The 21,885-nt window shown below is 59.4% G+C and carries 22 protein-coding genes and 1 pseudogene; 14 read left to right on the forward strand and 9 right to left on the reverse strand.

Translation table 11 applies throughout. From position 1 onward, the window contains the following. Nucleotides 1-70 precede the first annotated feature (70 nt). Entirely contained in the window at nucleotides 71-346 is a 276-nt protein-coding gene (locus AB4Z43_RS29435) for an AraC family transcriptional regulator (RefSeq protein ID WP_441940207.1), read from the forward strand. A gap of 106 nt (nucleotides 347-452) precedes the next feature. Here the strand turns inward: AB4Z43_RS29435 and AB4Z43_RS29440 are convergent, their stop codons facing one another. Then, nucleotides 453-2,255, reverse strand: a complete 1,803-nt coding sequence (locus AB4Z43_RS29440) for a PAS domain S-box protein (protein ID WP_441940209.1) — start codon at nucleotides 2,253-2,255, stop codon at nucleotides 453-455. A 489-nt stretch (nucleotides 2,256-2,744) separates the two neighbouring features. Between AB4Z43_RS29440 and AB4Z43_RS29445 the strand changes: the two genes are divergently transcribed. Further along, nucleotides 2,745-3,110, forward strand: a complete 366-nt coding sequence (locus AB4Z43_RS29445) for a response regulator (protein ID WP_441940211.1) — start codon at nucleotides 2,745-2,747, stop codon at nucleotides 3,108-3,110. Nucleotides 3,111-4,162: 1,052 nt separating this feature from the next. Beyond that, nucleotides 4,163-4,390: a hypothetical protein gene (locus AB4Z43_RS29450; protein WP_441940213.1), complete on the forward strand. Its 228-nt coding sequence runs from the start codon at nucleotides 4,163-4,165 to the stop codon at nucleotides 4,388-4,390. Between the two features lie 333 nt (nucleotides 4,391-4,723). On the opposite strand, the gene AB4Z43_RS29455 is transcribed toward AB4Z43_RS29450, so the two are convergent. Beyond that, the gene (locus AB4Z43_RS29455) at nucleotides 4,724-4,924 is read right to left on the reverse strand and encodes a hypothetical protein (RefSeq protein ID WP_441940215.1); all 201 of its coding nucleotides are present in this window, start codon (nucleotides 4,922-4,924) and stop codon (nucleotides 4,724-4,726) included. A gap of 87 nt (nucleotides 4,925-5,011) precedes the next feature. Beyond that, nucleotides 5,012-5,257, reverse strand: a complete 246-nt coding sequence (locus tag AB4Z43_RS29460; RefSeq protein ID WP_441940217.1) for a hypothetical protein — start codon at nucleotides 5,255-5,257, stop codon at nucleotides 5,012-5,014. A gap of 256 nt (nucleotides 5,258-5,513) precedes the next feature. Between AB4Z43_RS29460 and AB4Z43_RS29465 the strand changes: the two genes are divergently transcribed. After that, a complete protein-coding gene (locus AB4Z43_RS29465) occupies nucleotides 5,514-5,807 on the forward strand; it encodes a hypothetical protein (protein ID WP_441940219.1) in 294 nt (97 codons plus the stop codon). Between the two features lie 406 nt (nucleotides 5,808-6,213). Next, complete coding sequence (locus AB4Z43_RS29470; protein WP_441940221.1) at nucleotides 6,214-6,459, forward strand: hypothetical protein; 246 nt, start codon at nucleotides 6,214-6,216, stop codon at nucleotides 6,457-6,459. 487 nt (nucleotides 6,460-6,946) lie between these two features. Here AB4Z43_RS29470 and AB4Z43_RS29475 read toward each other — a convergent pair whose 3' ends face one another. Beyond that, entirely contained in the window at nucleotides 6,947-7,174 is a 228-nt protein-coding gene (locus AB4Z43_RS29475) for a hypothetical protein (RefSeq protein WP_441940223.1), read from the reverse strand. A gap of 768 nt (nucleotides 7,175-7,942) precedes the next feature. Between AB4Z43_RS29475 and AB4Z43_RS29480 the strand changes: the two genes are divergently transcribed. Continuing rightward, nucleotides 7,943-8,335, forward strand: coding sequence for a LysR family transcriptional regulator substrate-binding protein (locus AB4Z43_RS29480; RefSeq protein ID WP_441940225.1), 393 nt, complete (start codon nucleotides 7,943-7,945; stop codon nucleotides 8,333-8,335). A 950-nt stretch (nucleotides 8,336-9,285) separates the two neighbouring features. Here AB4Z43_RS29480 and ampH read toward each other — a convergent pair. Beyond that, nucleotides 9,286-10,443: a D-alanyl-D-alanine-carboxypeptidase/endopeptidase AmpH gene (ampH, locus tag AB4Z43_RS29485; RefSeq protein ID WP_441940227.1), complete on the reverse strand. Its 1,158-nt coding sequence runs from the start codon at nucleotides 10,441-10,443 to the stop codon at nucleotides 9,286-9,288. Between the two features lie 150 nt (nucleotides 10,444-10,593). Then, a pseudogene (locus AB4Z43_RS29490) lies at nucleotides 10,594-10,961 on the reverse strand (histidine kinase); the annotation flags it as partial. A gap of 454 nt (nucleotides 10,962-11,415) precedes the next feature. On the opposite strand from AB4Z43_RS29490, the gene AB4Z43_RS29495 reads away from it, so the two are divergent. From AB4Z43_RS29495 to AB4Z43_RS29530, 8 genes are read left to right on the forward strand one after another with little or no spacing between them, the layout of a single operon-like run. Then, on the forward strand, nucleotides 11,416-13,809 hold the full coding sequence (locus AB4Z43_RS29495) for an FdhF/YdeP family oxidoreductase (RefSeq protein ID WP_441940229.1): 2,394 nt from the start codon (nucleotides 11,416-11,418) through the stop codon (nucleotides 13,807-13,809). Nucleotides 13,810-13,865: 56 nt separating this feature from the next. Beyond that, nucleotides 13,866-14,426, forward strand: a complete 561-nt coding sequence (locus AB4Z43_RS29500) for a c-type cytochrome (RefSeq protein WP_441940351.1) — start codon at nucleotides 13,866-13,868, stop codon at nucleotides 14,424-14,426. Then, on the forward strand, nucleotides 14,423-15,415 hold the full coding sequence (coxB, locus tag AB4Z43_RS29505) for a cytochrome c oxidase subunit II (RefSeq protein ID WP_441940231.1): 993 nt from the start codon (nucleotides 14,423-14,425) through the stop codon (nucleotides 15,413-15,415). The genes AB4Z43_RS29500 and coxB overlap by 4 nt, the downstream gene beginning before the upstream one ends. Before the next feature lie 38 nt (nucleotides 15,416-15,453). Beyond that, nucleotides 15,454-17,325, forward strand: coding sequence for a cytochrome c oxidase subunit I (gene ctaD, locus AB4Z43_RS29510; protein WP_441940352.1), 1,872 nt, complete (start codon nucleotides 15,454-15,456; stop codon nucleotides 17,323-17,325). After that, nucleotides 17,322-17,924, forward strand: coding sequence for a cytochrome c oxidase subunit 3 (locus AB4Z43_RS29515; protein ID WP_441940233.1), 603 nt, complete (start codon nucleotides 17,322-17,324; stop codon nucleotides 17,922-17,924). The genes ctaD and AB4Z43_RS29515 overlap by 4 nt, the downstream gene beginning before the upstream one ends. A gap of 20 nt (nucleotides 17,925-17,944) precedes the next feature. Continuing rightward, nucleotides 17,945-18,229, forward strand: coding sequence for a hypothetical protein (locus AB4Z43_RS29520; RefSeq protein WP_441940235.1), 285 nt, complete (start codon nucleotides 17,945-17,947; stop codon nucleotides 18,227-18,229). A 38-nt stretch (nucleotides 18,230-18,267) separates the two neighbouring features. Further along, nucleotides 18,268-19,095, forward strand: a complete 828-nt coding sequence (locus tag AB4Z43_RS29525) for a cytochrome c oxidase assembly protein (protein WP_441940354.1) — start codon at nucleotides 18,268-18,270, stop codon at nucleotides 19,093-19,095. 34 nt (nucleotides 19,096-19,129) lie between these two features. Next, nucleotides 19,130-19,504 carry a c-type cytochrome gene (locus tag AB4Z43_RS29530; protein ID WP_441940237.1) on the forward strand — a complete coding sequence of 125 codons (375 nt, stop codon included), beginning with the start codon at nucleotides 19,130-19,132 and terminating at the stop codon, nucleotides 19,502-19,504. 1 nt (nucleotide 19,505) lies between these two features. On the opposite strand, the gene AB4Z43_RS29535 is transcribed toward AB4Z43_RS29530, so the two are convergent. The 3 genes from AB4Z43_RS29535 to AB4Z43_RS29545 all read right to left on the reverse strand — a co-directional run bounded on the left by AB4Z43_RS29535 (nucleotide 19,506) and on the right by AB4Z43_RS29545 (nucleotide 21,682). After that, entirely contained in the window at nucleotides 19,506-20,456 is a 951-nt protein-coding gene (locus AB4Z43_RS29535; RefSeq protein WP_441940239.1) for a c-type cytochrome, read from the reverse strand. A gap of 37 nt (nucleotides 20,457-20,493) precedes the next feature. Continuing rightward, entirely contained in the window at nucleotides 20,494-20,853 is a 360-nt protein-coding gene (locus tag AB4Z43_RS29540) for a hypothetical protein (protein WP_441940241.1), read from the reverse strand. Nucleotides 20,854-21,295: 442 nt separating this feature from the next. Further along, a complete protein-coding gene (locus AB4Z43_RS29545) occupies nucleotides 21,296-21,682 on the reverse strand; it encodes a response regulator (protein WP_441940243.1) in 387 nt (128 codons plus the stop codon). Nucleotides 21,683-21,885 lie beyond the last annotated feature (203 nt).

Here is a 21,885-nt window from a genome sequence, read left to right on the forward strand (position 1 = left end):
GGAACGGCGGGCGCATCTCAGGGTTGAATTCCGTTTGGGCATGTTAGGAGGCCGAAGATGAGGCACGATCATGTTTACCCGCTGGCGGTTGCCGAGATCGCCGCGGTATTCGGGCTGTCGACCTACCATTTACACGCGCCTTCTCGAAGACGTTCGGGGTGCCACCACACCAATACGTTCTCGATCAACGGGGGACTTCGCGGAAAATCTGTTTCTCGACGGCCGATTGTCGATCGCAGAAGTCGCCCATTTGGCCGGATTTTCAAGCCAGAGTCATTTTACCACTGTGATGAAGAAACACCGGGGTGTGACCCCATCGCAGCGCGACCGGGTGGGGTTGTCATAGACCTGCATGACTAGCTCGGTCGCGCCCCGGTTCGAACGTGACCTTCACCAGAAAAGCCAACTATCGGCTTCACAGGGACACGACAGGCGACTACAAGGCAAAAGCTTCAGAGGACGGAAACGCTAGCAACGGACGCCTCCACGGTGGTCAACGGGGCCTCCAAGCTCCAGGTGACCCCCTGCGGGCCGTACTCGAGATTTCCCTGCCCTCCAACCGCTGCGGGCGCGACCCGCTTCAGGACCACCGTTCCAAAGCCGCCGCCCTGGCCGATGTTCTGGACTTCCGGGCCATCGCTTTCGGCCCAGGTGAGGTGAAAGAGCCTAGAAGCAACGGAACCGTTGATGCCCCAAGTGACCGAAATCCGACCGACGTCACCTGAGAGCACTCCGTATTTGGCCGAGTTGGTCGCCAGTTCGTGGAAGGCGATCCCCAGATACTGCACCGCATTGGGACTAAGGACCAAGGATGGGCCTGACATCTCGATAACGTCACCCCGTGGGAAAGGCTGCGCCTGGGCGACCAAGACTTCACTAATGGTGGCTCCAACCCAGTCGGCTGATACCAGAAGGTCGTGGGATCGCGAAAGCGCCATGATGCGCTCGCGCACCTGGGATTCAAACTGCCTGGGCGTCTCCGATCGCTTGTTGGTCTCCCGGATCATCGACAGAATGACGGAGTACTGGTTTTTCACCCGATGGTTGACCTCGCGCATCAACATACGGATGCGTTGCTCGCTCTCCTTCGCCGACGTGATGTCCCGGGCAATCTTCGATGCGCCTACGATCTGCCCCGTTGCATTACGCACTGGTGATATCGTCAGCGAAACCGGAACCAGGCTCCCATCCTTGCGCTGGCGGGTCGTTTCGAACGGTTCGACGCGTTCGCCAAGGCGGATGCGTTGGAGAATGCGGGGTTCTTCGTCCTGACGATCATCTGGGATCAGCATGGTCACGGACTGACCGATCGCTTCGTCGGCGGTGTAGCCGAACAGTCGCTCGGCACCACGGTTCCAGCTCTTGATGATGGTGTTGAGATCCTTGCTGACGATTGCATCGAACGAGGATTCCACGATCGCCGACAGGTGCTGCCTGGCTTCTTCCGCACGCTGGCGGTCGGTCAGATCGAGCAGCATATTGACCGCACCAATGAGGTTGCCGTGATCATCCTGGAGCGGCGTGGGGTAGGGTAGGAACGGAAAGAAGGATCCGTCCGGACGCTGCGCCACCGCCTCCTGATTGCGGACCGGCCGGTTTTCCTTGAGCGCGATCGCCATCGGGCACTCGTCATGCGGCAGTTCCTGGCCGTCGGCAGTGAACAGCTTGAACGTCACACACCATTTGTCCTTGCCGACGCTGGGCTCCCTGCCTGCCAGATCGGCAGCAGCGCGATTGTAATAGGTAATGATGCCGTCCTGGTCAGTCGTATAGATAGCGACGGGAAGGCTATCGAGAATCTGGCGATAGGTATTGTCGTGCTGCCTGAGCTGCGTGCGTGTCCGTTCAAGGTCGGTTACATCGACAGTAAAGCATCTTGTGTTGATCAGCTTGCCGTCGCGGAACTGCCCGCTCGAAGTGATTTCCACATGTTTGATGGATCCGTCGCGCGCTCTCAAACGCGCCGGATATCTCGCGATCCGCTCGCCCCTGGCGAGACGTTCCAGAATGTCCTCTATGACGTCCCGATCGGGATAGAATTCCGCAACGTGGCGGCCGACATAGTTCTCCGCCGGATAACCAAGGAGGTCCAGCTCAGCCTTGTTGGCTTGCAGAATTATGCCATCTGCACTCACCAGGTGGAGCGCGACCGCGCCATTCACGAAAAAATCCTGATAATCAAAATTCAGGCTGTCGTCACTGGAGGGTTCCGGGTTCTTGAAGGCGACATCGCTAGTCTTTAGTAGTTCATCCATCCCGGCCCCCGATCTCGGTCAAACGTCCCACAACGCGGCTCGTACCAGTTCGTTCCAAGATGGCCGCTTTAAAGTTGCCAGGCTGACTTGCCATCCCGCTGCCATCGCAGATAACTGGCCGAGCTATGACTCGTCTTTTAGCCCAAATTTGTGGACGTGCCCAGTAAGAGAGCCCTTCGATCTTGGTCTGAGCGCGGTCAACGACCAAGCATCGCGCCTTCTCCGGTGCATCCGCCAGCGGCTCATCCACCTGGATTTTCGTGATGGCGGCGCAAATCCCGCGGTCCGGCCCACTGTCACAGCGCTGCCCGGAGACGGTCAGAGGAAAGACGTCATTTGCCGAAATCTTGAGATTGCCGCCTGCGCCTCTAAGCGCTTTGGCGGTCAAAAGGCTGGGGCTCCTTCGTAAACACTTGCAGATGGGGTAAGTTCATACGATGCTCCGGTTTGTGGAAAGCCAGAACCACGCACACATGCCGAACAGGTCGAATGATGCTGGACGGGCCAACTAAGACGATCTTGGTCCTTGAAGATGAAATGCTGATTGGTCTCGATCTCGAGACCTCCCTTGTGGATGCAGGGTTTCGTGTCACTTTGGCCCGGTCATGTCTGGAGGCGGAAGACTTCCTTGCCGATCACCAGCCGGATTTGGCCGTCCTGGACGTTCGGCTGAGCGACGGCGAGTGCGTGGTTGCTGCGCGGATGCTCGTCGAGCACGGCGTTCCGTTCATAGTTCATACTGGCATGCTCCAGGCCGCCCAGGACCCGATTTTCATGCTTGGCACGCCAGTGACCAAACCGGCCGAAACTCCCGCAATAGTCGACCTGGCACGTTCGATCCTGGCACGAGCCTGATATCCCCGAATTTTGCCGGCACCAAGGACCGGCGCCTATACGGACGTAGGGACCCCACAGGACGGATGCGATTTGGGTAGCGCCGCTAAAAAATGGACGGTGTACCGCCAGCCGATATATTAACTTTGACTAATATAATGGAACATCCAACGGACAAGAGCGGAACCAAAGCAGTAACGCCGGACTTTGGTTCGCAACGTGCAAGACTTTAGTCCCTTCAACTCATAGTTTACAAATCGCTCGACTCAAGGTTGTGCTGCTGAGCGCGCCCGGCAAATCCCGCTCATCCGTAGCGGCGCCCGCGCCGTATGGCGGGCGGGGTTCTACTTTCTTTTCGGGAATTGGAGAATCATCGCAGCGGCCTCCGGCTCCAGCGGTTGGTGTCCCGGCTCTTCGTCCCAGAAAACCTGGCGCAAATCTCTCTGGTCGACCTTCTGCCCGCAGCTCGGGCAGCCGGGCGAAGCAAAGGCGATTTTCCATCTGCTCGACAAGGCCGGCCTCGAGGGGATGGTATCGAAGCGCCGCGACAGCAAATACCGGAGCGGCCCGTCGACGAACTGGTTGAAGGCGAAATGCTATTCGGTCGACGAATACGAGCTGCTTGGTGTCGAGCGTCAGGTGGCAAGCCGGCCTTTGCCCTGATGGCCGATCGCAAGAGAGGCCGCTATGTCGGTTCGGCCTTCATCAATTCCAGCCGGGCCATCCGCGAGCAGCTGTGGAAGCGGGCGCAGGAGCATGCCGGGCCTGCACCAAAGGGGATTTCGAAGCGGCCGGCGACTAGCGTGGCGAAGAGGATTTGCGTCACGCTTCGCTCCAGGATTTCTGGGAGGTGAATCATGCCAATACGGAGGTGAGCAGTTGAGAGCTGACAACAGCTCACGCACGTAGGGCGATCGCCTCTCGGATCATGGTCAAACGCCACTTCCGGGAGCCGCAAAACGGCCCGGTCTCCTCCAGGGAGCAGCGTGACGCGTACATCGAAAATCAACTTGATCAGCCGATGCTGAGGCCAATAAACGCGCAATGGTCTTTTATTGATCGGGGGTCAACTCATGCAAACAGCAGCCGGTTTGCTTGCAGCGCTTGGCGACAGCATCGAGGCTATCAAGGCCCATCTCGCAACAATGGATGAAGACAAGCTTGAAGCACTCTTGGGGGTCATGCCCTCTAAATCGATAGCCGGCAGTGCCGAGATGGTAATGCTCATTCATCTCTATCGGGAGCTCCAAAATCGCCAGCGCCACAGTAACGTGTTGCCATTCCCGACTGCAAAGCCATAGGGAGTTGGCGCTAAACGGCCGTCGCGAGAACCCAATCAAACCGGGAAGAGAGAGGGCAAATATATCGGCAAGTCCACGATCGCCACGACGCGGGCGATAAGGAGCGGCGGTGACACGGATATGCCAGGGCCACGCCGACCAGCGGGCCGACTTGCCGAAGCGGGTCATCAATGGCGACGCAGTGGGTTAACCGGCATCATTAACCTCTGCTGTAGTGGAACGCCTCATTGCCGAAACCGGCATCACCGAAGCGCAAGCCATCGAGCTTCTCGCCTTCCTGGGGCCTAACTGGTCGTCGCTGGTGCGAGAGGCCAAACTGTTGAATCCGAAGCACTAGAGTCGCACGAAATGATCCAGCCCTAGGCGCATCCGCTGGCCTTCTGCATAGGCGGGAGCAATCGATTCCAGTTCGAAATTCAGGGTTTTCTCTCGGTCGTCACCATCGACGACGCGGACGTGCCACTCGCCGCAGCCTTCGACCACTTCAACGCAAGGGTGAACTTCACCATTCAGGAGTACGGTCACGCTGTCCACCGCAATTCTCCTCCGAGAGCAATGGGAACGCCGATTTTTATATGATTGCTGAAACCGGCCCTTCAAGCGGAAATTTTCGCACCGGGGCTAGAGCGTCCTGCCCGCCCGGATCATGGCGCGGGTGATCGCCAACTGCGCCTCGGTCTTGGCGTTCTCTTTCTGGGTCATTTTGTCCGCCGCAATCAGCCGCTTTAAAGACCGCAGCGTTTCGCCGCGTGTCCATCCCACCTCAAGCATGCAATCGACGATGGCTTGAAAACCGGGCTCCATGGCCTCCTGGCAGTCGATGACACGGTCTGGATATTCGCCAATTCGTTTTGGTTGATAGATCATCTTACCCCCGCCAAATGCCTGTCACCGTGTTCGCGATGCTCGAAACAGAACCAGTGCGATAGCTGTCTCGGCTTTGCAAATCCGAACGGCGCGCGCTTCATGCATCCCTCGAACTCACAGACGTGGTTTTCGATCCGCGCCGGTGGGCGCGGGACCGCTGTCATCCCCTCGGCAAGCCTGGCGGGTTGATCACTCATGGCTAAAAGATTCCATAAGCTGCCTTGACGTTCAAGGAAAATGTTCTCTTTTTGTTCTCATGGCGCACGATCCAATCGACACGCTGGGCAAGGCGACCCGGCACAATATGCTCGTCAAGGCGGAATGCAGCTGCGGCAATGTCCGCTACTGCCGTTCGGCCGATCTGATGATGGTCTACGGTGGAGGCGTCGATCCCCTGAAGCTGAAGTTCGACTGCAACCGCTGCAAGCCCGACATTAAGATCACGTTGCTCGAGGTGCACCCCGAGCACCTTCCCAAGCGCCTCATGATCCATAAGCCGATGAAGGTCGACGGCAAGATCACCTGGTACACCGAGCGATTCCGGGGATGACCAAGACCTTGGCTGACACGTTGGCTGTCCGTGAAAGCCTCTATGTCAACTGCCTTTCACCCAATGTGCGGCAGATCGGACAAGCTCGATATTCAGGCCCTCAAGACCGTCTCGGGCCGGATCACGGTTCAATGCCCCAGGATCTGATCGGGCTTTTCGGCGCTCGCACTGCAAGACTGCCGGCCGGGATCGGCGGCCCGTGTTCTTCACCTGCATCCCTGACTATGAAGGCCAAAATCGGGATCGCAATCGCGACTGGTAGCCGGCTTTCGATCGCAAAAGCCCAGGTGCCCCATAACGGGTCAATCGGGTTGGCACCTAAATTGCATCGACAGATGTGGGGTTGGGTGAGGACCCGTCGCTTCGCAAATGGGGCGGCGGGCTCTTTTAATGGGTGCGGGCAACCATGTATTTTCCGCAATTTTTAGTGGGTATGTTCGCGACGTCGTTCATCGGGGCGATCTGGGCCGACGACATAGAAACCGGTTCCGTGTGGACGGCGCTTGGATGGGCAATCCTTGCCTTGGTTATTCTGCAGTCTGGATATATCGGTCTGGTCATCAGCTTGATCTATAAACGCGCATCGAAAGGAGCCGAGGCAAGCCCGGCATCCGCAGCAGCGAATGATCTAAACCCTACAGGTCCAGTTTAGCGGCCCGACAGGCCGTTGGGGTATGTTCGACTAACCGCCGGGCCTAGCCGGCTTGGGGCTTCTGGGGGCGAGCCGGCTAAACGCGACCATAATATTAGCAACTCCGCAACAGAACCCAATACGGACGTTTTCCCCCGGTATTGTTCCATTTCGGGACGGTGGTGCTGGCACTCCTTTTGCGGCGGACAGCGTGCCGGTTGATCCCGGTCCTGATCGCGTACTCTGATCAGGTTGCAGGCTCGCCGGGCTTGAGGTTGTTGGGTCTTCGTCCGGCGAGCTTGCGGCGTGCCAGTTCGTCAAGGAGTTACGCATGCAACCTGAAGCTGGTGGCAAGCGAGGCCAAGACAGGACTATATTCCTCTCCGTTGCGGCGACCCCCTTGGAGATCGAATATGGCCATGACCAGACCTTCAAAGCATCTCTCATGGGAAGAAATCGAACCTTCCTGCCTAAGCGGGAGGCTCCTCACTGAACCGCCACGGCTGGGTCAGCTAGGTAGCCTTATGAATTGAACGCTGTTCCCACGGACGGCGGCTAGTAATTCTGCATCCTCAACAATGCCGCTTTGAAAGGCAGTCAGCACGGTTAACGCCAGAAGCTCGCCATCCACCCATTTTCGATCCAACCTAGCATCGGCGCATATCTGGTCGAAAATGCGCTGACAGGTCGCTAAATCATCCGGGCTAAGGAAACGGCTTTGCGGGATACGTAGCATCTCTACCTCCCTCAAAAATGGGCGAGCGTGCAGTCGAGTCTCCCAAGCGGCGATGCCCCGCACTAGCGCCGACGTAAGTTAGAATACCCACATATTGTGCAGTTTCCCTTGCGCCTAGCCGCCGCTGTTTATCCCGCCACTATATTTTGAATTGTACGGAACCGACGGTTCCGCGGTAGGTTCGGTGTACTAAGGCGGCTTTATGATGCCAATCACCCTTCGAACCACATTATGCGAGACGCGAGACGCGCTCCATATCCTCCGACGAAATGTCAGCGCAAGGGGTCACATCGATGGAATGTTGGAGATCGATTGCCTGATAGGTCTGGCTGAAGACAAGGCAGGGCGCGCGATTGCCTCGATTGACGCCGCGCCTGATGAGCAACCTTCGCCTTACCGACGCTAGCGGGGCGGCCTCAGCCCGCCAGCGCGCGACCGACGTCGATGCCGGAGGCGTTCCGAGCTTCCCGGCCCGTCTCGTGAGTTTGGGGCAGGAGGTGGTGAAGGAACCTAAGCGCTGTAATGGACTCTATGCGGCATGAGCACGCGCGGACAGCTTGAGGCCGTGCTCGGCTTCGCGCTTTTCAAAGATCAGCCAACCGCATCCTCCCGTTGCAGGAAGCCTGGGAGCTCCTGCGAAACGTGGAACCGGCCCTGACAGTCGCTCGATCGGCTTGAAGCGTCGATCTTCGCAATGAAGAACGACGACAAGCAACGCGTCTCGATTGCCGCGCCGGCTGTCTTCAGTTTCGTGACCTTGCCCAGGTTGTGGCGATCATCCGTTCCAAAACCGCCTCAAGCGTCAGATCGATTTCGGGAAGCTACGAACAGATCGACGAGTACATCCTGTCCGGCCGCGCGGATCTCGGAATCTCAAGACTGCCTTTGAATCCGCGCCTGTTTGAATGGGCGCCGCTTGGATCGGCGCGCAACGTCTCCATTTTTCACCCCGAGCATCGCTTCTCCAAACTCTCTTGCATCGAGGCACGCGACCTAGCCGGCGAAACGATCGTCGATATCGACCCTCAATTTGCTTCCCATCAAATGAACTTCAATGCCTTGCGCTTCGCCGGCATCGAGCCCGACATGGTCGTCGAATACGATTCCAACGCACGAGGCGGGATTCGTTTCGGCGGGCCTGGGCGTTTCGATCACCAATGAAATCGTCGCGCGCGAATACAAGGCGTTCGAGCTCGGAATAAAGCCGGTCGAGCCCTCGGCGCTCTATCACTACGTTGCGGTCTGGCAGAAGGGCAGGACGTTTCTAATGCATTAAGGGTTTCGCTGGAGGCTGTCCTGTCAGCATTTGCTCCCATGAGATCGGCTGGATGATCGCGCAAAGCCTCCGACGAGACGTTCCTGAGAATGTGAGGTTTTTCGTCCGCTTCTTGTAACGCCTCGCCTTCGCCGCGGTCATTCGGGCTCAGCGATGAACGCGAAGATGCGACGCGTTTCCCGCGCCCGAGTGTGACCACCTCCTGGGTCTGCGGTCTTGATCGTCCGAATGGCCCCGACAGCTCCCATGGGAGTTAGCGAGGTCGGCCAATGCGCGACGCGGTACGATGAAGTGCCGTGCGCGGCTCGGGTCGCCTGCGAATACGCGGCGAATAACTTGCGCCTCGCCCGCCGAATAAACCCGTCGGGTTCCTGAGGAGCCGGCCCTTGCGGGAAGCACGTGCCGATTTTTATGAAGCTTCTGCGGGTAAGTGATTCTGATCCTGTCACCGCATTTTCACACCGAAAATGGGAAACACCTTGAACCATGAACCTTTCCTGACGATTGGATGGAACCAGTTGGTGCAATCGGGTGAGGCTCGCGTCGCGTGGTTCATCGGTTTGGGCATGGTGGTGCGCGCTTTCTGCTACGCTGAGGGCCTGGCTGGGGCTCAGGCCAGCACAACAAGAAGTTTCGCCTACCGTCTCAGTTCGTCGACGACAGATTGAGAACCCCTTGGGCCTGCCAAAGCTTGCTCCTGGCCTCAGCTCCGACCGTAGCGCGGATGCGATGTACAGCCCGCTTGCGCACCTGCGGCGCGCCTTGGCCGCTGTAGTAGGGTTGGGTGCGCTCCGGGCCTCGTGGCGGCGTCCCTCGCAGGGGCTACTCTCTGCTCCTAGCGTGGCGCCAGGTCCATGACGAAATCGTTGGTCATCTTGACGGCGGCTTCGAACGCCGCTGGATTGAACTCGTTCATCACGAAAAAGGCGCCCACGCTGCGGGTCGGCGCTATAGCGACATAGCTGAACGTCCCTTGTAAGCCGCCGCTCTTCTCGAGGATCAAAGGACGGTCGCCATCAGGCAAGGTAATCACCCATCCTAGCCCCATCGCGTCCATCGGCCCGCCATCGTCAAGCCCTACGACCGACTTCAGCCCGTCTCGATAGAGGAAGGCGGCGTGATTTATGAGGCGCAGTTCCGCGTTGGCTGCCGAGGGCTTGGTGTCTACATGCCAAGCGATCCAACGCAGCATGTCGTTCGCAGTCGAGTAGAGGCCGCCCGCGCATTCGATGCTCACCGGCGTCGGCGCCGTCGGCATGGCGCTCCCATCGAAAAAGTGGCCTTGCATCAGCCTCGCCTTGTCACCGGGCCGGGGGTTGAAGACGGTGTCCTTCATACCGATAGGGTCGAGTATGCGCTCCTTTAGCAGCTCGGCATAGGGCTTGCCCGCAACGTTGGCGAGTGCGGCGCCGAGCAGGTCGTAGCCGAAGTTGGAATAGAGCACGGAGGTGCCGGGCGCAAAGAGTAGTGGGTTCTCTTTCAGAGCCGCGATCTGCGCCTCCCGAGTGTTTAGCGAGAAAGGATCCTCGGGTGGCGCGGGCGGCGCCGGTACCTCGCGCGGCAGGCCGGACGATTGTGTGACTAGATCGACGATCCGCAGCTCTCGCGCGTCTTTTCGTGGCAGCTCGACGTCATAGCCCAGCCGATCTTGCAGCGCGTCGGTGAGCTTGAGCTTGCCCTCGATGGCGAGGGAGGAAAGTACCCCGCCGCAGAAGACCTTGCTCACCGAGCCGATGCGGAACATCGTGTCGCGGTCCGGCTCCTTGCCGGTTCCATCGGCGATCTCGCCAAAACCGGCGAAAGCGCTCTCGCCGTTGCGCACGGCGCCCACTACCAAGCCGGGGACCTTGGCGCTGAGATGGAGAATCGTACCGTGAAACTGAAGGGCCTCTTCAAGCAGTCGATCCTCGGCCCGTGTCGGGAAGGAAAGTATGATCGCCGCAAGGGCTGGCACGGCCGAGGCTATCGGTCGGCATAAACGAGACAGGCGCATCAGTCTTATCCTTCTACTGAGACGCCATGAAACCTAGCACAGTATAACGACAGCAAACCACCCGGACACCTTCGGGAAATGCCCGCGACGGCCCTGTGGAAGCTCTGGCGGTATCATCATGGGGCGCCGCCGCCTTGATGTGGGCGTCTATGCCTCGGTGACGTCTGTTACAGCCAGGAGGAGGCGGACTCGGTCAGGACCGCCGTCTCCTAGTACACACGCATTCACGACCAACTGGCGGGTCCTGGCCCGCCTGCCACAGGTCGATCTCATAGGCCACGATCTTGGCACTGCCGGCAGCGATTGCCTTGAGAATGAGTTCAGCTTCGGGATGTCCCAATCGCCCGTGCCGATCTCCGAGAGCAATTTGCATGAGACCGTTGCGGGATCGATCTGAAAGGTCCGGCACTGACAGCAATGATCCTGAGATCATCGGTCAGGAATAGACGCGGCTCGTTCGATGAAACGACCTCTGCGAGCGTGCTCGCGGCCTCTTTCTCTGCATCGAAGGGCGTCATTTCAACTACGCCCTGCTTGCCGTACCAAATCACTGTGTAGACCATTGCTACAACGCTCCCAGTCCGCCGAACGCCAAACTATGCGCCCTGTCGCTGGGCCGGTCTATAGCGGGCCGCTGTCAGTTGGGATCCGTTTCGCTCTGGCGGAGCCTGGGACGAAGCCCCCGCATCCGATCGCCCGGTCGTCCTCGAGGTCAAAACCGATCCCGAAGTGCCGCCACCCCCTCCGCACTTCACTTTTGAGCAGATCAGGAACCTGGCCTGATCCCTCGCCAAGGACGGCGCTGAAGAGATGGGCGTCATCCGTGGAACCGTCCGACAGGTGCCAAGTTCTATATTGCCGGGGCAAGACTGAATGGTCGGCGATTGGACGTTCGGCACGTCCACGAATGAGGTCGTGACGCGCCAGTGAAACGAGACCGGACGCGGCCTCGGCTACGCGAGCGAGGCTGAAATGACGACAAAGACACGGTCCCCAACCATCCGACCATATGAGGGACCCGCTGGCGGCTGGGGGTCGGCGAAATCCGTCGCAGCGATTATCGCGAGAGAGCATGTCCTCTTGCGGGACCCAAAGCTCCTTTCGACCCAGAACAAGCCTGAAGGGTATATGTGCGTCAGCTGCGCCTGGGCAAAGCCTGCTCAGCCACATCCGCTTGAGTTCTGTGAAAATGGCGCCAAGGCCACAGCGTGGGAGACGACGTCGCGTCGAGCCGGTCCGGCATTTTTTGCCAATCACACGCTGAGCGAACTGGAGACCTGGTCCGATCACGACCTGGAGGAACAAGGCCGCTTGACGCATCCCATGCGTTGGGATGCAGCCAGCGACAAATACATTCCGGTCGCCTGGTCCGATGCCTTTGATGAGATTGGGAGAGAGTTGCGTTCTCTCGATCCTCATCAGGTTGATCTCTACACGTCCGGCCGTGCCTCGCTTGAGACCAGCTACATGTACCAGCTGTTCGCACGCATGTACGGCAGCAACAATTTGCCTGACAGCTCCAACATGTGTCACGAGAGTTCCTCCGTGGCGCTCCCGGAAAGCATCGGTTCATCCGTCGGGACGGCGATCCTGTCCGATTTCGAGAACACCGACTGTATTTTCTACATCGCGCAGAACGTTGGAACCTCATCGCCTCGGATGCTTCATGATCTCCAGGACGCAGTCAACCGGGGCGTCAAGATCGTCACCTTCAACCTGCTGCGCGAACGGGGGTTGGAGCGCTTTGTCAATCCGCAGTCGCCACAGATGCTGACCGGGAAAGAGACAAAGATCTCATCAGAATATTATCAGGTCAGGAATGGCGGCGATATCGCGGCAATGTTCGGGGTATGCAAGGCGCTGATTGAAGCTGACGACGCCCTCAAGGCATCAGGCGCAAGCCGCGTGGCGGGGCAGGATGGGAAGCCGAAGGACCAGGACAATGCGGCGATGGTCGCCTTTGCCGCCTCGATGGCCTCGGCGGACAACAAGCACGTGCTCGATCACGACTTTATCCAGGAACACACTACTGGTTTTGAGGAATTTGCTCAGGCCGCGCGAGCCCATCAGTGGGACGAACTCGAACGCGTCTCGGGGCTGAGCCGCGCGGAGATGATGCAGGCTGCTAACACCTACGCGAACGCCAGCGCCGTGATGATGATTTACGGCATGGGCCTGACGCAGCACCTCATGGGCGTCGAGAACGTTCACATGGTCTGCAACCTGGCGCTGCTGCGCGGCAATATCGGCAAGCCCGGAGCAAATATCTGCGCCGTGCGGGGCCATTCCAACGTGCAGGGCCAGCGCACCGTCGGGATCACCGAGAAACCCGGGCTGGCGCCGCTGGACAAGCTTTCCCAGCTCTACGGCTTTGAGCCGCCGACATGGACGGGCCGCTCGACGGTCGAAACCTGCGAAGCGATTATCAACGGCCAGTGCCGCGCGTTCATCAGCCTGGGCGGGAACTTCCTGAAAGCAATACCTGACACGGCCGCCATGGAAGAGGGATGGCGCAAGCTGCATCTGAGCGTGCAGATCGCGACAAAGCTCAATCGCAGCCATGTTCTGCACGGAGAGGTCGCCTATCTGCTGCCGTGCCTGGGGCGCATTGAAGTCGACCAGCAGGCAAGCGGTCCCCAGGCGGTGTCAATTGAAAGTTCCATTGCTCATTTCCATGGCTCTCGCGGCAGGGCAAAACCGGCCAGCTCCGAGCTTCTCTCCGAACCTGCCATCGTTGCTGGCATCGCGAAGTCTACGCTCGGAGAAACGAAGGTTCCGTGGGACGCCTGGGTCGGGAACTATGCGCAGATACGAGACGCCATCGAGCGCACTTACCCGGAGACGTTCAAGGACTTCAACAAGCGGCTTTTTCAACCTGGCGGATTTGCCAGGCCAGTGCCAGCGCGAGAACGCAAGTGGGTGACGAAAACGGGAAAGGCCAACTTCATCACGCCGCACAGATTGTTTCCCGAGTTCTCCACATCGGGGAGAACCGACGTCCTGCATCTTTCGACACTGCGATCCAACGACCAGTTCAACACCACGATCTACGGATACAGCGATCGATTTCGTGGCGTTGAAGGCACCCGTCGGGTCGTGTTCATGAACGGCGAGGATATTAGCCGGCTGGGCTTCGTCGATGGCGAGCACATCGATGTGACGACGGCGATCGACGATAACTACATTCGCAAAGTCACTGGCCTGAGGATCGTTCAGTACAACATTCCGAAGGGATGCTGTGCGGCGTATTACCCCGAGGCAAACCCGCTTTTCCCTTTGGCTCACCATGACCCGAAGGCAAAAACACCTTCCTATAAACTTCTGCCAGTGCGCCTTACCCGATCGAGCTTTAATCCCGATGGCTAACCAACTTATGGGCTGAGGGCCCCTTGATAGACACAAGAAACCCAAACCGGGCATTCATGGCGGCCGCGTTTTTGCTGGTCGGTGTCGGTGCCTGGTTGGGCTGGTTTCGGCAGGCCAGGGAGCTTCGCACGGATCCCCCCGTTGCGGCCGATCTCGATCAATTCCGGCTCATGCCCAATGCGATTAGCGGAACACCGCCAGAGAGTTATTTTGCGCAGGGCAAGCTTTATGAAACGGACGCTTATAATCTGAGCCAAGGCAAGCGCCTTTACGCCTGGTTCGGGTGCTCGACATGCCATGGAGATGGGCGCGGCGGTGTCGGCCCCTCCTTCCTTGACGGCTGGTGGCTGTATGGTCCTGAAATGGTCTCCATCGTCGCCTCGATCCGTGATGGCCGCCCGCATGGCATGCCCGCCTTTCACGACCGCATGACCATCGAGCAGATCTGGCAGCTTGCGGGTTATGTCCAGACGATCGGCTCCTATACCCCGAAGACAGCGGCGCCTAGCCGCAACGATGACAAGCAGACCCGCCCGGCCGAGAACCGCGGCCCTGCGAAGATTCTCTTCGATGAGGGCCCGGCGGGTGTCCATCCAGATCAGGGACCTTCGCCGTGAGAGCCCCTCGCATTGGTCTGTTGTCGACTGGTGTTCTGGTGTCAGGCTGCAGTGGTAGCCAGTCTGCGCTTAACCCCTACGGGGCTCCCGCCATTCATGTCGAGCATCTGATCGTCGGGATAGTTGTCCTGTCCGGAGTGATCTGGTTGCTGGTAATGGTCATGCTTGCCCTGGCGCTCAGGCGGGGGCGTCGGGCCGAGACGGAAGGCCAGACATTCGAAGGTCGGCTCACAATGGCAGTCTCGGCCGCAGTCGCGCTGACGGTGGCCATTATCGCCGGCATGACAATCGCCAGCTTCTACACCACCCGCAGCATCGGGGTCCCGCAAAGTGCTGCCGTGACGATCACCGTGAGAGCACAGCAATGGTGGTGGCAGGTCATCTACGCCGGTTCCGACGGCACGCCCACCTTCCAGACCGCCAACGAAATCCATATCCCGGTCGGTCAGGATGTCCGGCTTCAGCTTGAAAGCGCGGATGTCGTCCATTCGTTCTGGGTTCCCAGTCTGGCCGGGAAGCAGGACCTCGTTCCGGGTCGCTCAAACGATTTGCTGCTTCGGGCGGAAAAGCCTGGCATCTACCGCGGGCAATGCGCCGAATTCTGCGGCCTGCAGCATAGCCATATGGCGGTTATGGTCATCGCGGAGGCTCCGTCCGATTACGCGCGCTGGATCACATCACAGCGCGCCGATGCGATGATGCCGGCCGATCCCGATGCCGCCTCGGGGCAGGCGGCCTTTCTGGCAAAGCCCTGTGCGGCCTGCCATACGATCCGAGGAACGCAAGCCACCGGTACGACGGGACCCGACCTGACGCATATCGGCAGTCGCCAGACAATCGCCGCCGGATTGCTGGAGACCACGCGCGGTTCGCTGGCGGCCTGGATTGCAGACCCGCAGACGCTGAAGCCGGGGAACAATATGCCGATGGTTCCGCTGACCAGCATCGAGCTCCAGAATATCTCCGCCTATATGGACAGTCTCAAATGAGCGCAGCAGCGGATCGCGAAGGCGTTCGGGACACCGGGATGGAAGCCGGCGAACTCGATGGTCGACTTGCCGCGACCTGGTCAACACCCCCTGGCCTGTGGGGTGCCCTCTCGACGGTCGATCATAAGATTATCGGCCGCCGCTACATCGTCACGGCGTTTGTCTTCCTGGCACTTGGCGGAGTGCTGTCTTTGCTGATGCGGCTGCAGCTGGCGCAACCCGAAGCCCGGTTCATCGGGCCCGATCGCTACAACCAGATTTTCACCACGCACGGCTCGAACATGATGTTCCTGTTCGCCGTGCCCGTCATGCAGGCGATGGCCATCTACCTCGTGCCCTTGATGGTGGGGACCCGAAACATCGCATTCCCGCGCCTCAACGCGTTTTCCTACTGGATGTACCTTGCTGGCGGTCTGCTGTTGTGGATCGCCTTCGCCGTCGATACCGGTCCGGATGTTGGATGGTTCGCCTACGTACCGCTGTCGGGGCCTCAATACGCGGCCGGCAAGCGGGCCGACATATGGGCCCAGATGATCACCTTTACCGAGGTTTCCGCTCTCGCCATCGCCGTCGAAATCGTCGTCACCGTATTCAAGCAACGCGCCCCGGGAATGTCACTGGACAGGATCCCGCTGTTCGTCTGGTCGATGCTGGTCACGTCCTTCCTGGTCATCCTCGCCATGCCGGCGATCATGATCGCCAGCACCAGCCTGATCCTCGATCGGCTCGTGGGGACGCATTTCTTCAACCCGGCCGAAGGCGGTGACGTGCTGCTGTGGCAGCATCTGTTCTGGTTCTTCGGCCACCCTGAGGTCTATATCATCTTCCTGCCGGCGGTGGGCATGGTCTCGAGCATCGTCGCCACATTCACGCAGCGGCCGGTGTTCGGCTATCTGGCCATGGTGATGGCCTTGATCGCGACGGGCGTTCTGGCCTTCGGGCTGTGGGTGCATCATATGTTCGTGGCCGGCCTGCCGCGGCTGGGCGAAAGCTTCTTCACCGCCTCAAGCATGGCGATCGCCGTTCCCGCAGGCCTGCAGATCTTCTGCTGGCTGGCGACGATCTGGGCCGGACGGCCAATCTTCAAGACGCCGTTTTTGTTCGTCATCGGGTTCATCGTGGTGTTCGTCATTGGTGGGCTGACCGGTGTGATGGTGGCATCGGTTCCGTTCGATACCCAGGTTCACGACACCTATTTCGTCGTCGCGCATTTCCACTATGTCCTGGTCGGTGGCGCCGTGTTTCCCCTGCTGGGCGCGATCTATTACTGGTTTCCGAAACTGACGGGCCGAATGATGAGCGAGACGCTTGGCCGCTGGTCGTTTGGCCTCATCTTCTCGGGTTTCAATCTGACTTTCTTCCCCATGCACATTCTCGGCCTGCAAGGCATGCCGCGGCGCATCTACACCTATCAGCCGGAGATGCCGTGGTCCGGCCTGAACATGTTCGTCAGTCTCAGCGGGATCGTTCTGGCCGCCGGTTTCCTGCTGTTCTTCATCGACGCCATACGCAGCGCCAGATCAGGTCCCATCGCACCAGCCAATCCGTGGGGGGCCTCGACGCTGGAGTGGGCGACGTCTTCGCCACCGCCGTCCTATAATTTCGCGCGGCTGCCTGTCGTCGAAAGCCTAGAGCCCTTGTCGGACAGATCGGACCCACTTGGTATCGTCGAGGGTCTGCACACGGACCGGCGCGAACTGCTTATCACCAGTGTCGTGGAAGCGCGTGCGGAAGCGCGTGAATCATCGGTCGGGAATTCGATTTGGCCGCTCCTGGCGGCGCTCGCTACGTCAGCAATGCTGATTTGGTCGATCTTTAGCCCATGGGCCGTGGTCTGGGGCTCCATACCGATTGCAGTCGCACTCATTGGCTGGTTCTGGCCAAAGGGCGACCCGGAGGACGAGTCATGAAGCCCGGTGTCGTCCTCGACGTGACGGAGCTTCCCGCGCATGGCCTTGGCACCGCCAGCCTGTCCTGGTGGGGAACGCTCGCCTTCATGCTCATCGAAGGCACCGGATTTGTCCTCTCGATCGTGATCTATCTCTATCTGATGAGCTTGGCACCGCGGTGGCCGCTGGATGCCGCGCCGCCTGATCTGCTTGCAGGCACGACCCTGACGGTCGTTCTGCTTGTAAGCCTCATACCCAATGTCTTTGTCACACGCTGGGCGCGCAGCCAAGACTTACGGAAGGTCCGAATTGGCCTCATTGTCATGTCGCTGTTCGGCGTCTTGCCGCTTATCCTGCGTGTTTTCGAGTTTCCCGCCATGCACATCAAGTGGGATCAAAACGCCTATGGATCGATTGTATGGGTGATGCTCGGGCTCCATACGACACACATCCTGACCGACCTGGGTGAGACTGTCGTGCTGACCAGCCTGATGTTCACGCGCCATGGCGACAATGCACGGCGGTTTGGCGATGTGGCCGACAATGCGATGTACTGGAACTTTGTGGTGCTGACGTGGTTGCCGATGTACGTCTGCCTTTATTGGGTTCCACGACTTTGACCAGACGCTGGCTGCGATACATGGGATTGGTCGTGCCGCCTGTCGCTTGGGCGGTCACCACCCAGCTTGGACAAATCACGCCGTACATGGATTGCCGGCAGAATTTTCCGTGGACGGTTACTCTTTGTGCCGCGCTTCTAGCGGCTTCGATCGCTGGTGTCGTCGCATCACGTACCGGCTCCGCCGGATTGGCCAGATCCGAGCGATTTATCACCGATGCGGGTTTCCTGATCGCGCTGGCGTTTGTGTTGGCGCTGTCGTTGCAGGGGGCGGCTACAATGCTGCTGGATCCGTGCCAACGCTGATCCGTACGCTTGTCTTTTTGATCATCGCCAGCCCGGCTATGGCGCATGGGAACGAGACACACGGTTCGACATACCCTTGGACGTTTGACCCGTGGATCGTCGTGCCGCTTGCTGTACTTGCCATACTGTACGGCGTGGGTGTCATAAGGTTGACCTGGCGGATCAGGAGACCGGGCATCATGTTGATCCGGGTCTTGCCGTACTGCGCCGGCATGCTGGCGTTGGCAGGTGCGCTGCTTTCGCCGCTTCATTGGCTTGGCGAACACCTCTTTACCTTCCATATGATCGAGCACGAGATTGTCTTGGCCGTGTCGGCCCCCTTGATCGTGCTGGCGCGGCCGGTGGGTCTCCTGCTTTGGGGATTGCCCGGGAGAACACGTTACGCCGCTGGCCGGGTGATGCGTATGGCCGTTGTCCGCAGGGCATGGGACTGGTGTACTGGCGCCACCAACGCGACCATCATTCACGGCGTCGCCATCTGGGCCTGGCACGTGCCCGTGCTGTTCGACGCCGCCGTGACCGACACGTCCCTGCACCGCCTCCAGCATCTGAGCTTCTTCGCGACGGCGATACTGTTCTGGTGGGCAATTGTCTGGCGAAGTGATTATGGCGCCTCGGCATGGCATTTGTTTCTGACCATGATCCACACCAGCATCCTGGGCGTCCTGATGGCGCTCGCCCCGCGCGTGCTCTATGTCGCGCAGACCCAAACCGCGATGGACTGGGGACTGTCGCCGCTGGAGGACCAGCAATTGGCGGGCATGATCATGTGGGTGCCGGCAGGAACGGTCTATGCGGCCGCGGCAATGACCATGCTGGCGCTCTGGATCCGGCACTCGAGCGGAAGAAAGGCGCAAAATGTCTAGCTTGCTGGCGTCTGTTCCCGGTCGAGCAGCCTTAATGGCCGGCGGCCTTATCGTGGCTTCATCTGCGTTCGTCACGGCCAACATCGCGCGTGACAATCATACCCGGGCCGCCACCGCGAAAACGATGACCGGTGGCGATCCCGATCGCGCTCCTGCAATCTTTCGGCGCTATGGTTGCTCCGGATGTCACACGATTCCCGGAATCCCCGGGGCGGACGGTCAGACGGCCGCTCCGCTCACCGGATTATCAAAGCGCGTCTACATTGCCGGCGTGGTGGAAAACCGCTCCGACAATCTCGTCGCCTGGATCGTTTCGCCGCGGAGTTTTTCCCCGCGGACGGCGATGCCGTCCACCGGAATCTCCGAACAGGAAGCACGGGACCTTGCAGCCTATCTCTATGCGCAATGAGCTATGGGTGCGGCGTTGCAATCGCAGGAAGCGCCTTGACGTAGCGGGCGATCGCCTGGCGGTCGCTATCAGGCAGCATCGCAGTGTTCGTTACCACATCGGCCATGGATGATCCCACGCGGCCATGATTAGGCGTCTCGCCCGTCCTGAGCATCGTTGCGATATCCACCTCGCCCCAGCCGCGCAATCTCTGCTGAGTTATGTTGGGCACGAAACCCGTACCCTGCGGATCGATGCCACCTGCAAAAAGGGTGGTGGACTTGATCGCTCCGAACGCGTTGCGGCTCGAGTGGCACTCTGCGCAGTGCAATACCGTTTCAACGAGATAAGCCCCGCGATCACGCGTTGATATTTCGCCGCTGTCCGCGGCCGGTCGACCTTGCCGAAAGAACAGAAGTTTCCAGAACCCGATTGACCGGCGGACCATAAACAGAATTTTGGGATCGTGGGGCGGCGCCCGGCCTGAAACCGCCGGAAGCGTCCGCAGGTAAGCATACAAATCCTTGATGTCCCCAACCGTCATTCCCGTAAAGCTCGTGTAGGGAAAGGACGGATAGTAATGCTCGCCGCTTGGCGAGACGCCTCCGACAAGGGCATTCGCCAAGTCGGCCGCGGTCCACCTCCCTATACCGTCGACCGGATCGGGAGAAATGTTTGGTGGCCGAAAGGTGCCGAATGGCGAGCCAAGCGCCATCCCGCCGCCGAGCTTCAGCCGGTCCGATTGCCCTGGCGTCGCATGACAGGACGCGCAATCGCCGGCCGCGAAGACGAGTTTGCCTCGCGAGGCATCGCCGCCGTCAAATTGCGGATCGCTTTGAGAAAATGGCGGGCGTGCCGCCGTCACGTACAACGCCATCACCGCTGCGGCGCATAAAACCACTAGAGCAATAAGCGCAACAAGAACAGTACGCCGTGTCGTGTTGCCATGTGAAGGATATGTACCGCCGCGCATCACGGTTGCTCGTTACGGGGCTCTTTACTCCGGGCGATCATACGAGCCAACTCGGAGAAGGAGGGGATTTCGGTTTCGCCTTGAGCGTGGTTGGAAATATGCAGGAACCATGGTTGGCGGGCGACATGTCTTCGAACAGGCGCTCATCGCCAGCCAGGTTGGCCTCGGCAGTTCGCAGCGGCGGATCGATTTCGTCGATGTTGAGAATGCCTTTGTGTGCAAGGGCATTGTTAATCGATGCGACCGCCTGGATTGGGCCCTGAAGCTGGAGATCTGCGACGTTCTTTGGCAGGTTACGTCCTGGTGTGGACGCCCGCCGACGCCCCACCTCCTGAATGTCTGGCGAAGCTGCCGAGGAAGTTGTAATTACCCTCTCTCGGTACTGGTCCGTGTCCATGGCATGCTCCTCCGCCTTATTTTTTGAGTCAACACCCAGGGTCACGTCGAGTTCCACCGTGCTGTAGCGCGCAAATTCGTTTGGCACCTCCGCGCAACTTCATTTGGCACTAAATCGTGCGATGTACGGGCCTTATATCGGGCGATGTTCAGAAAGCGGCGGAGACCGCGCCGCTGGAACTTGAGGCGCTGCACTTCTTCCGGCTTAGTCGACTTCGATAATTTTCCGCGCCGGTTTTTTGGCGGGCGGCCGGCGCCTTTTAACCGGGGCTGACCTCTCCGCGGGCTGTGCCGAAAGACGTAGCGCCCGCAATCGCGCCGTCTTTGCATTTCGCGCCTTCCTCTCCGCTTCGACTAACTGCTTCGCCTCTCGATCGGCGCGCTCGATGCGCTCTTTGTCGACTTGTCGTTGGGTCAAGATGGCCCTCCCTTGGCTAACTGACCTATGAAATTATCGCTTGCTTAAATTGTTCCCTCGTTGGTCCCCGGCGGTCAATTTCGTGACCGCACCGACGATATCGAGAACCCCCGCTGGCTAGGAACGTACCCGATCGGAAAGCGTCGTCGACCTCTGTCCGTGCCAAAGCCGAATGCACAACGAAGGGAACGTCATCTGCATGAAGTTTCTTTGCTACATCGACGCATTGGCCGTCGCTAAGGAGTACGTCCAGAACTGCGACATCCGGCCGGCGAGTAGCTAGCAAATCAGCGGCTTGGGGGCATGATCTCGCTGTTGCGACGAGATATCCGACTTCCGCCAGCGAGACCTCCAGGTCCCAACTGATCAACTCTTCGTCTTCAAGTACAAGCACAAGGGGCGCCCGTATCATAGAGACAGAGGTAGCTTGTCGCGGGAAGGGGTCAAGACCCTCTGGTTTCTTTCACCGCCGCTTTATTGTCGTCTGTCTCATGGACATCTGCACGGACGCATCGCGCCGCCTGTTTTCGCCTCGGAGCTAGCGCACACGCGCCTTGAAACCGGGCTTGAGCCATTCCACTTCCGGGCCCGTGACCGCTTCCGGGACACCCTCGG

The organism is Mesorhizobium sp. 2RAF45 (genome assembly GCF_052115225.1).
GTDB classification, from domain to species: Bacteria; Pseudomonadota; Alphaproteobacteria; order Rhizobiales; family Rhizobiaceae; genus Mesorhizobium; species Mesorhizobium jarvisii.

Excerpts from the sequence above, each read along its gene's own strand:
- AB4Z43_RS29520 (WP_441940235.1), top strand. The coding sequence starts at position 17,945 with ATGGGATTGGTCGTGCCGCCTGTCGCTTGGGCGGTCACCACCCAGCTT.
- AB4Z43_RS29525 (WP_441940354.1), top strand. The coding sequence starts at position 18,268 with ATGGCGCATGGGAACGAGACACACGGTTCGACATACCCTTGGACGTTT.
- AB4Z43_RS29460 (WP_441940217.1), bottom strand. The coding sequence starts at position 5,257 with ATGATCTATCAACCAAAACGAATTGGCGAATATCCAGACCGTGTCATC.
- AB4Z43_RS29435 (WP_441940207.1), top strand. The coding sequence starts at position 71 with ATGTTTACCCGCTGGCGGTTGCCGAGATCGCCGCGGTATTCGGGCTGT.
- AB4Z43_RS29440 (WP_441940209.1), bottom strand. The coding sequence starts at position 2,255 with ATGGATGAACTACTAAAGACTAGCGATGTCGCCTTCAAGAACCCGGAA.
- AB4Z43_RS29465 (WP_441940219.1), top strand. The coding sequence starts at position 5,514 with ATGGCGCACGATCCAATCGACACGCTGGGCAAGGCGACCCGGCACAAT.
- ampH (WP_441940227.1), bottom strand. The coding sequence starts at position 10,443 with ATGCGCCTGTCTCGTTTATGCCGACCGATAGCCTCGGCCGTGCCAGCC.
- AB4Z43_RS29470 (WP_441940221.1), top strand. The coding sequence starts at position 6,214 with ATGTATTTTCCGCAATTTTTAGTGGGTATGTTCGCGACGTCGTTCATC.
- AB4Z43_RS29535 (WP_441940239.1), bottom strand. The coding sequence starts at position 20,456 with ATGCGCGGCGGTACATATCCTTCACATGGCAACACGACACGGCGTACT.
- ctaD (WP_441940352.1), top strand. The coding sequence starts at position 15,454 with ATGGAAGCCGGCGAACTCGATGGTCGACTTGCCGCGACCTGGTCAACA.
- AB4Z43_RS29515 (WP_441940233.1), top strand. The coding sequence starts at position 17,322 with ATGAAGCCCGGTGTCGTCCTCGACGTGACGGAGCTTCCCGCGCATGGC.
- AB4Z43_RS29445 (WP_441940211.1), top strand. The coding sequence starts at position 2,745 with ATGATGCTGGACGGGCCAACTAAGACGATCTTGGTCCTTGAAGATGAA.
- AB4Z43_RS29530 (WP_441940237.1), top strand. The coding sequence starts at position 19,130 with ATGGCCGGCGGCCTTATCGTGGCTTCATCTGCGTTCGTCACGGCCAAC.
- AB4Z43_RS29500 (WP_441940351.1), top strand. The coding sequence starts at position 13,866 with ATGGCGGCCGCGTTTTTGCTGGTCGGTGTCGGTGCCTGGTTGGGCTGG.
- AB4Z43_RS29495 (WP_441940229.1), top strand. The coding sequence starts at position 11,416 with ATGACGACAAAGACACGGTCCCCAACCATCCGACCATATGAGGGACCC.
- AB4Z43_RS29545 (WP_441940243.1), bottom strand. The coding sequence starts at position 21,682 with ATGATACGGGCGCCCCTTGTGCTTGTACTTGAAGACGAAGAGTTGATC.
- AB4Z43_RS29540 (WP_441940241.1), bottom strand. The coding sequence starts at position 20,853 with ATGGACACGGACCAGTACCGAGAGAGGGTAATTACAACTTCCTCGGCA.
- AB4Z43_RS29450 (WP_441940213.1), top strand. The coding sequence starts at position 4,163 with ATGCAAACAGCAGCCGGTTTGCTTGCAGCGCTTGGCGACAGCATCGAG.
- AB4Z43_RS29475 (WP_441940223.1), bottom strand. The coding sequence starts at position 7,174 with ATGCTACGTATCCCGCAAAGCCGTTTCCTTAGCCCGGATGATTTAGCG.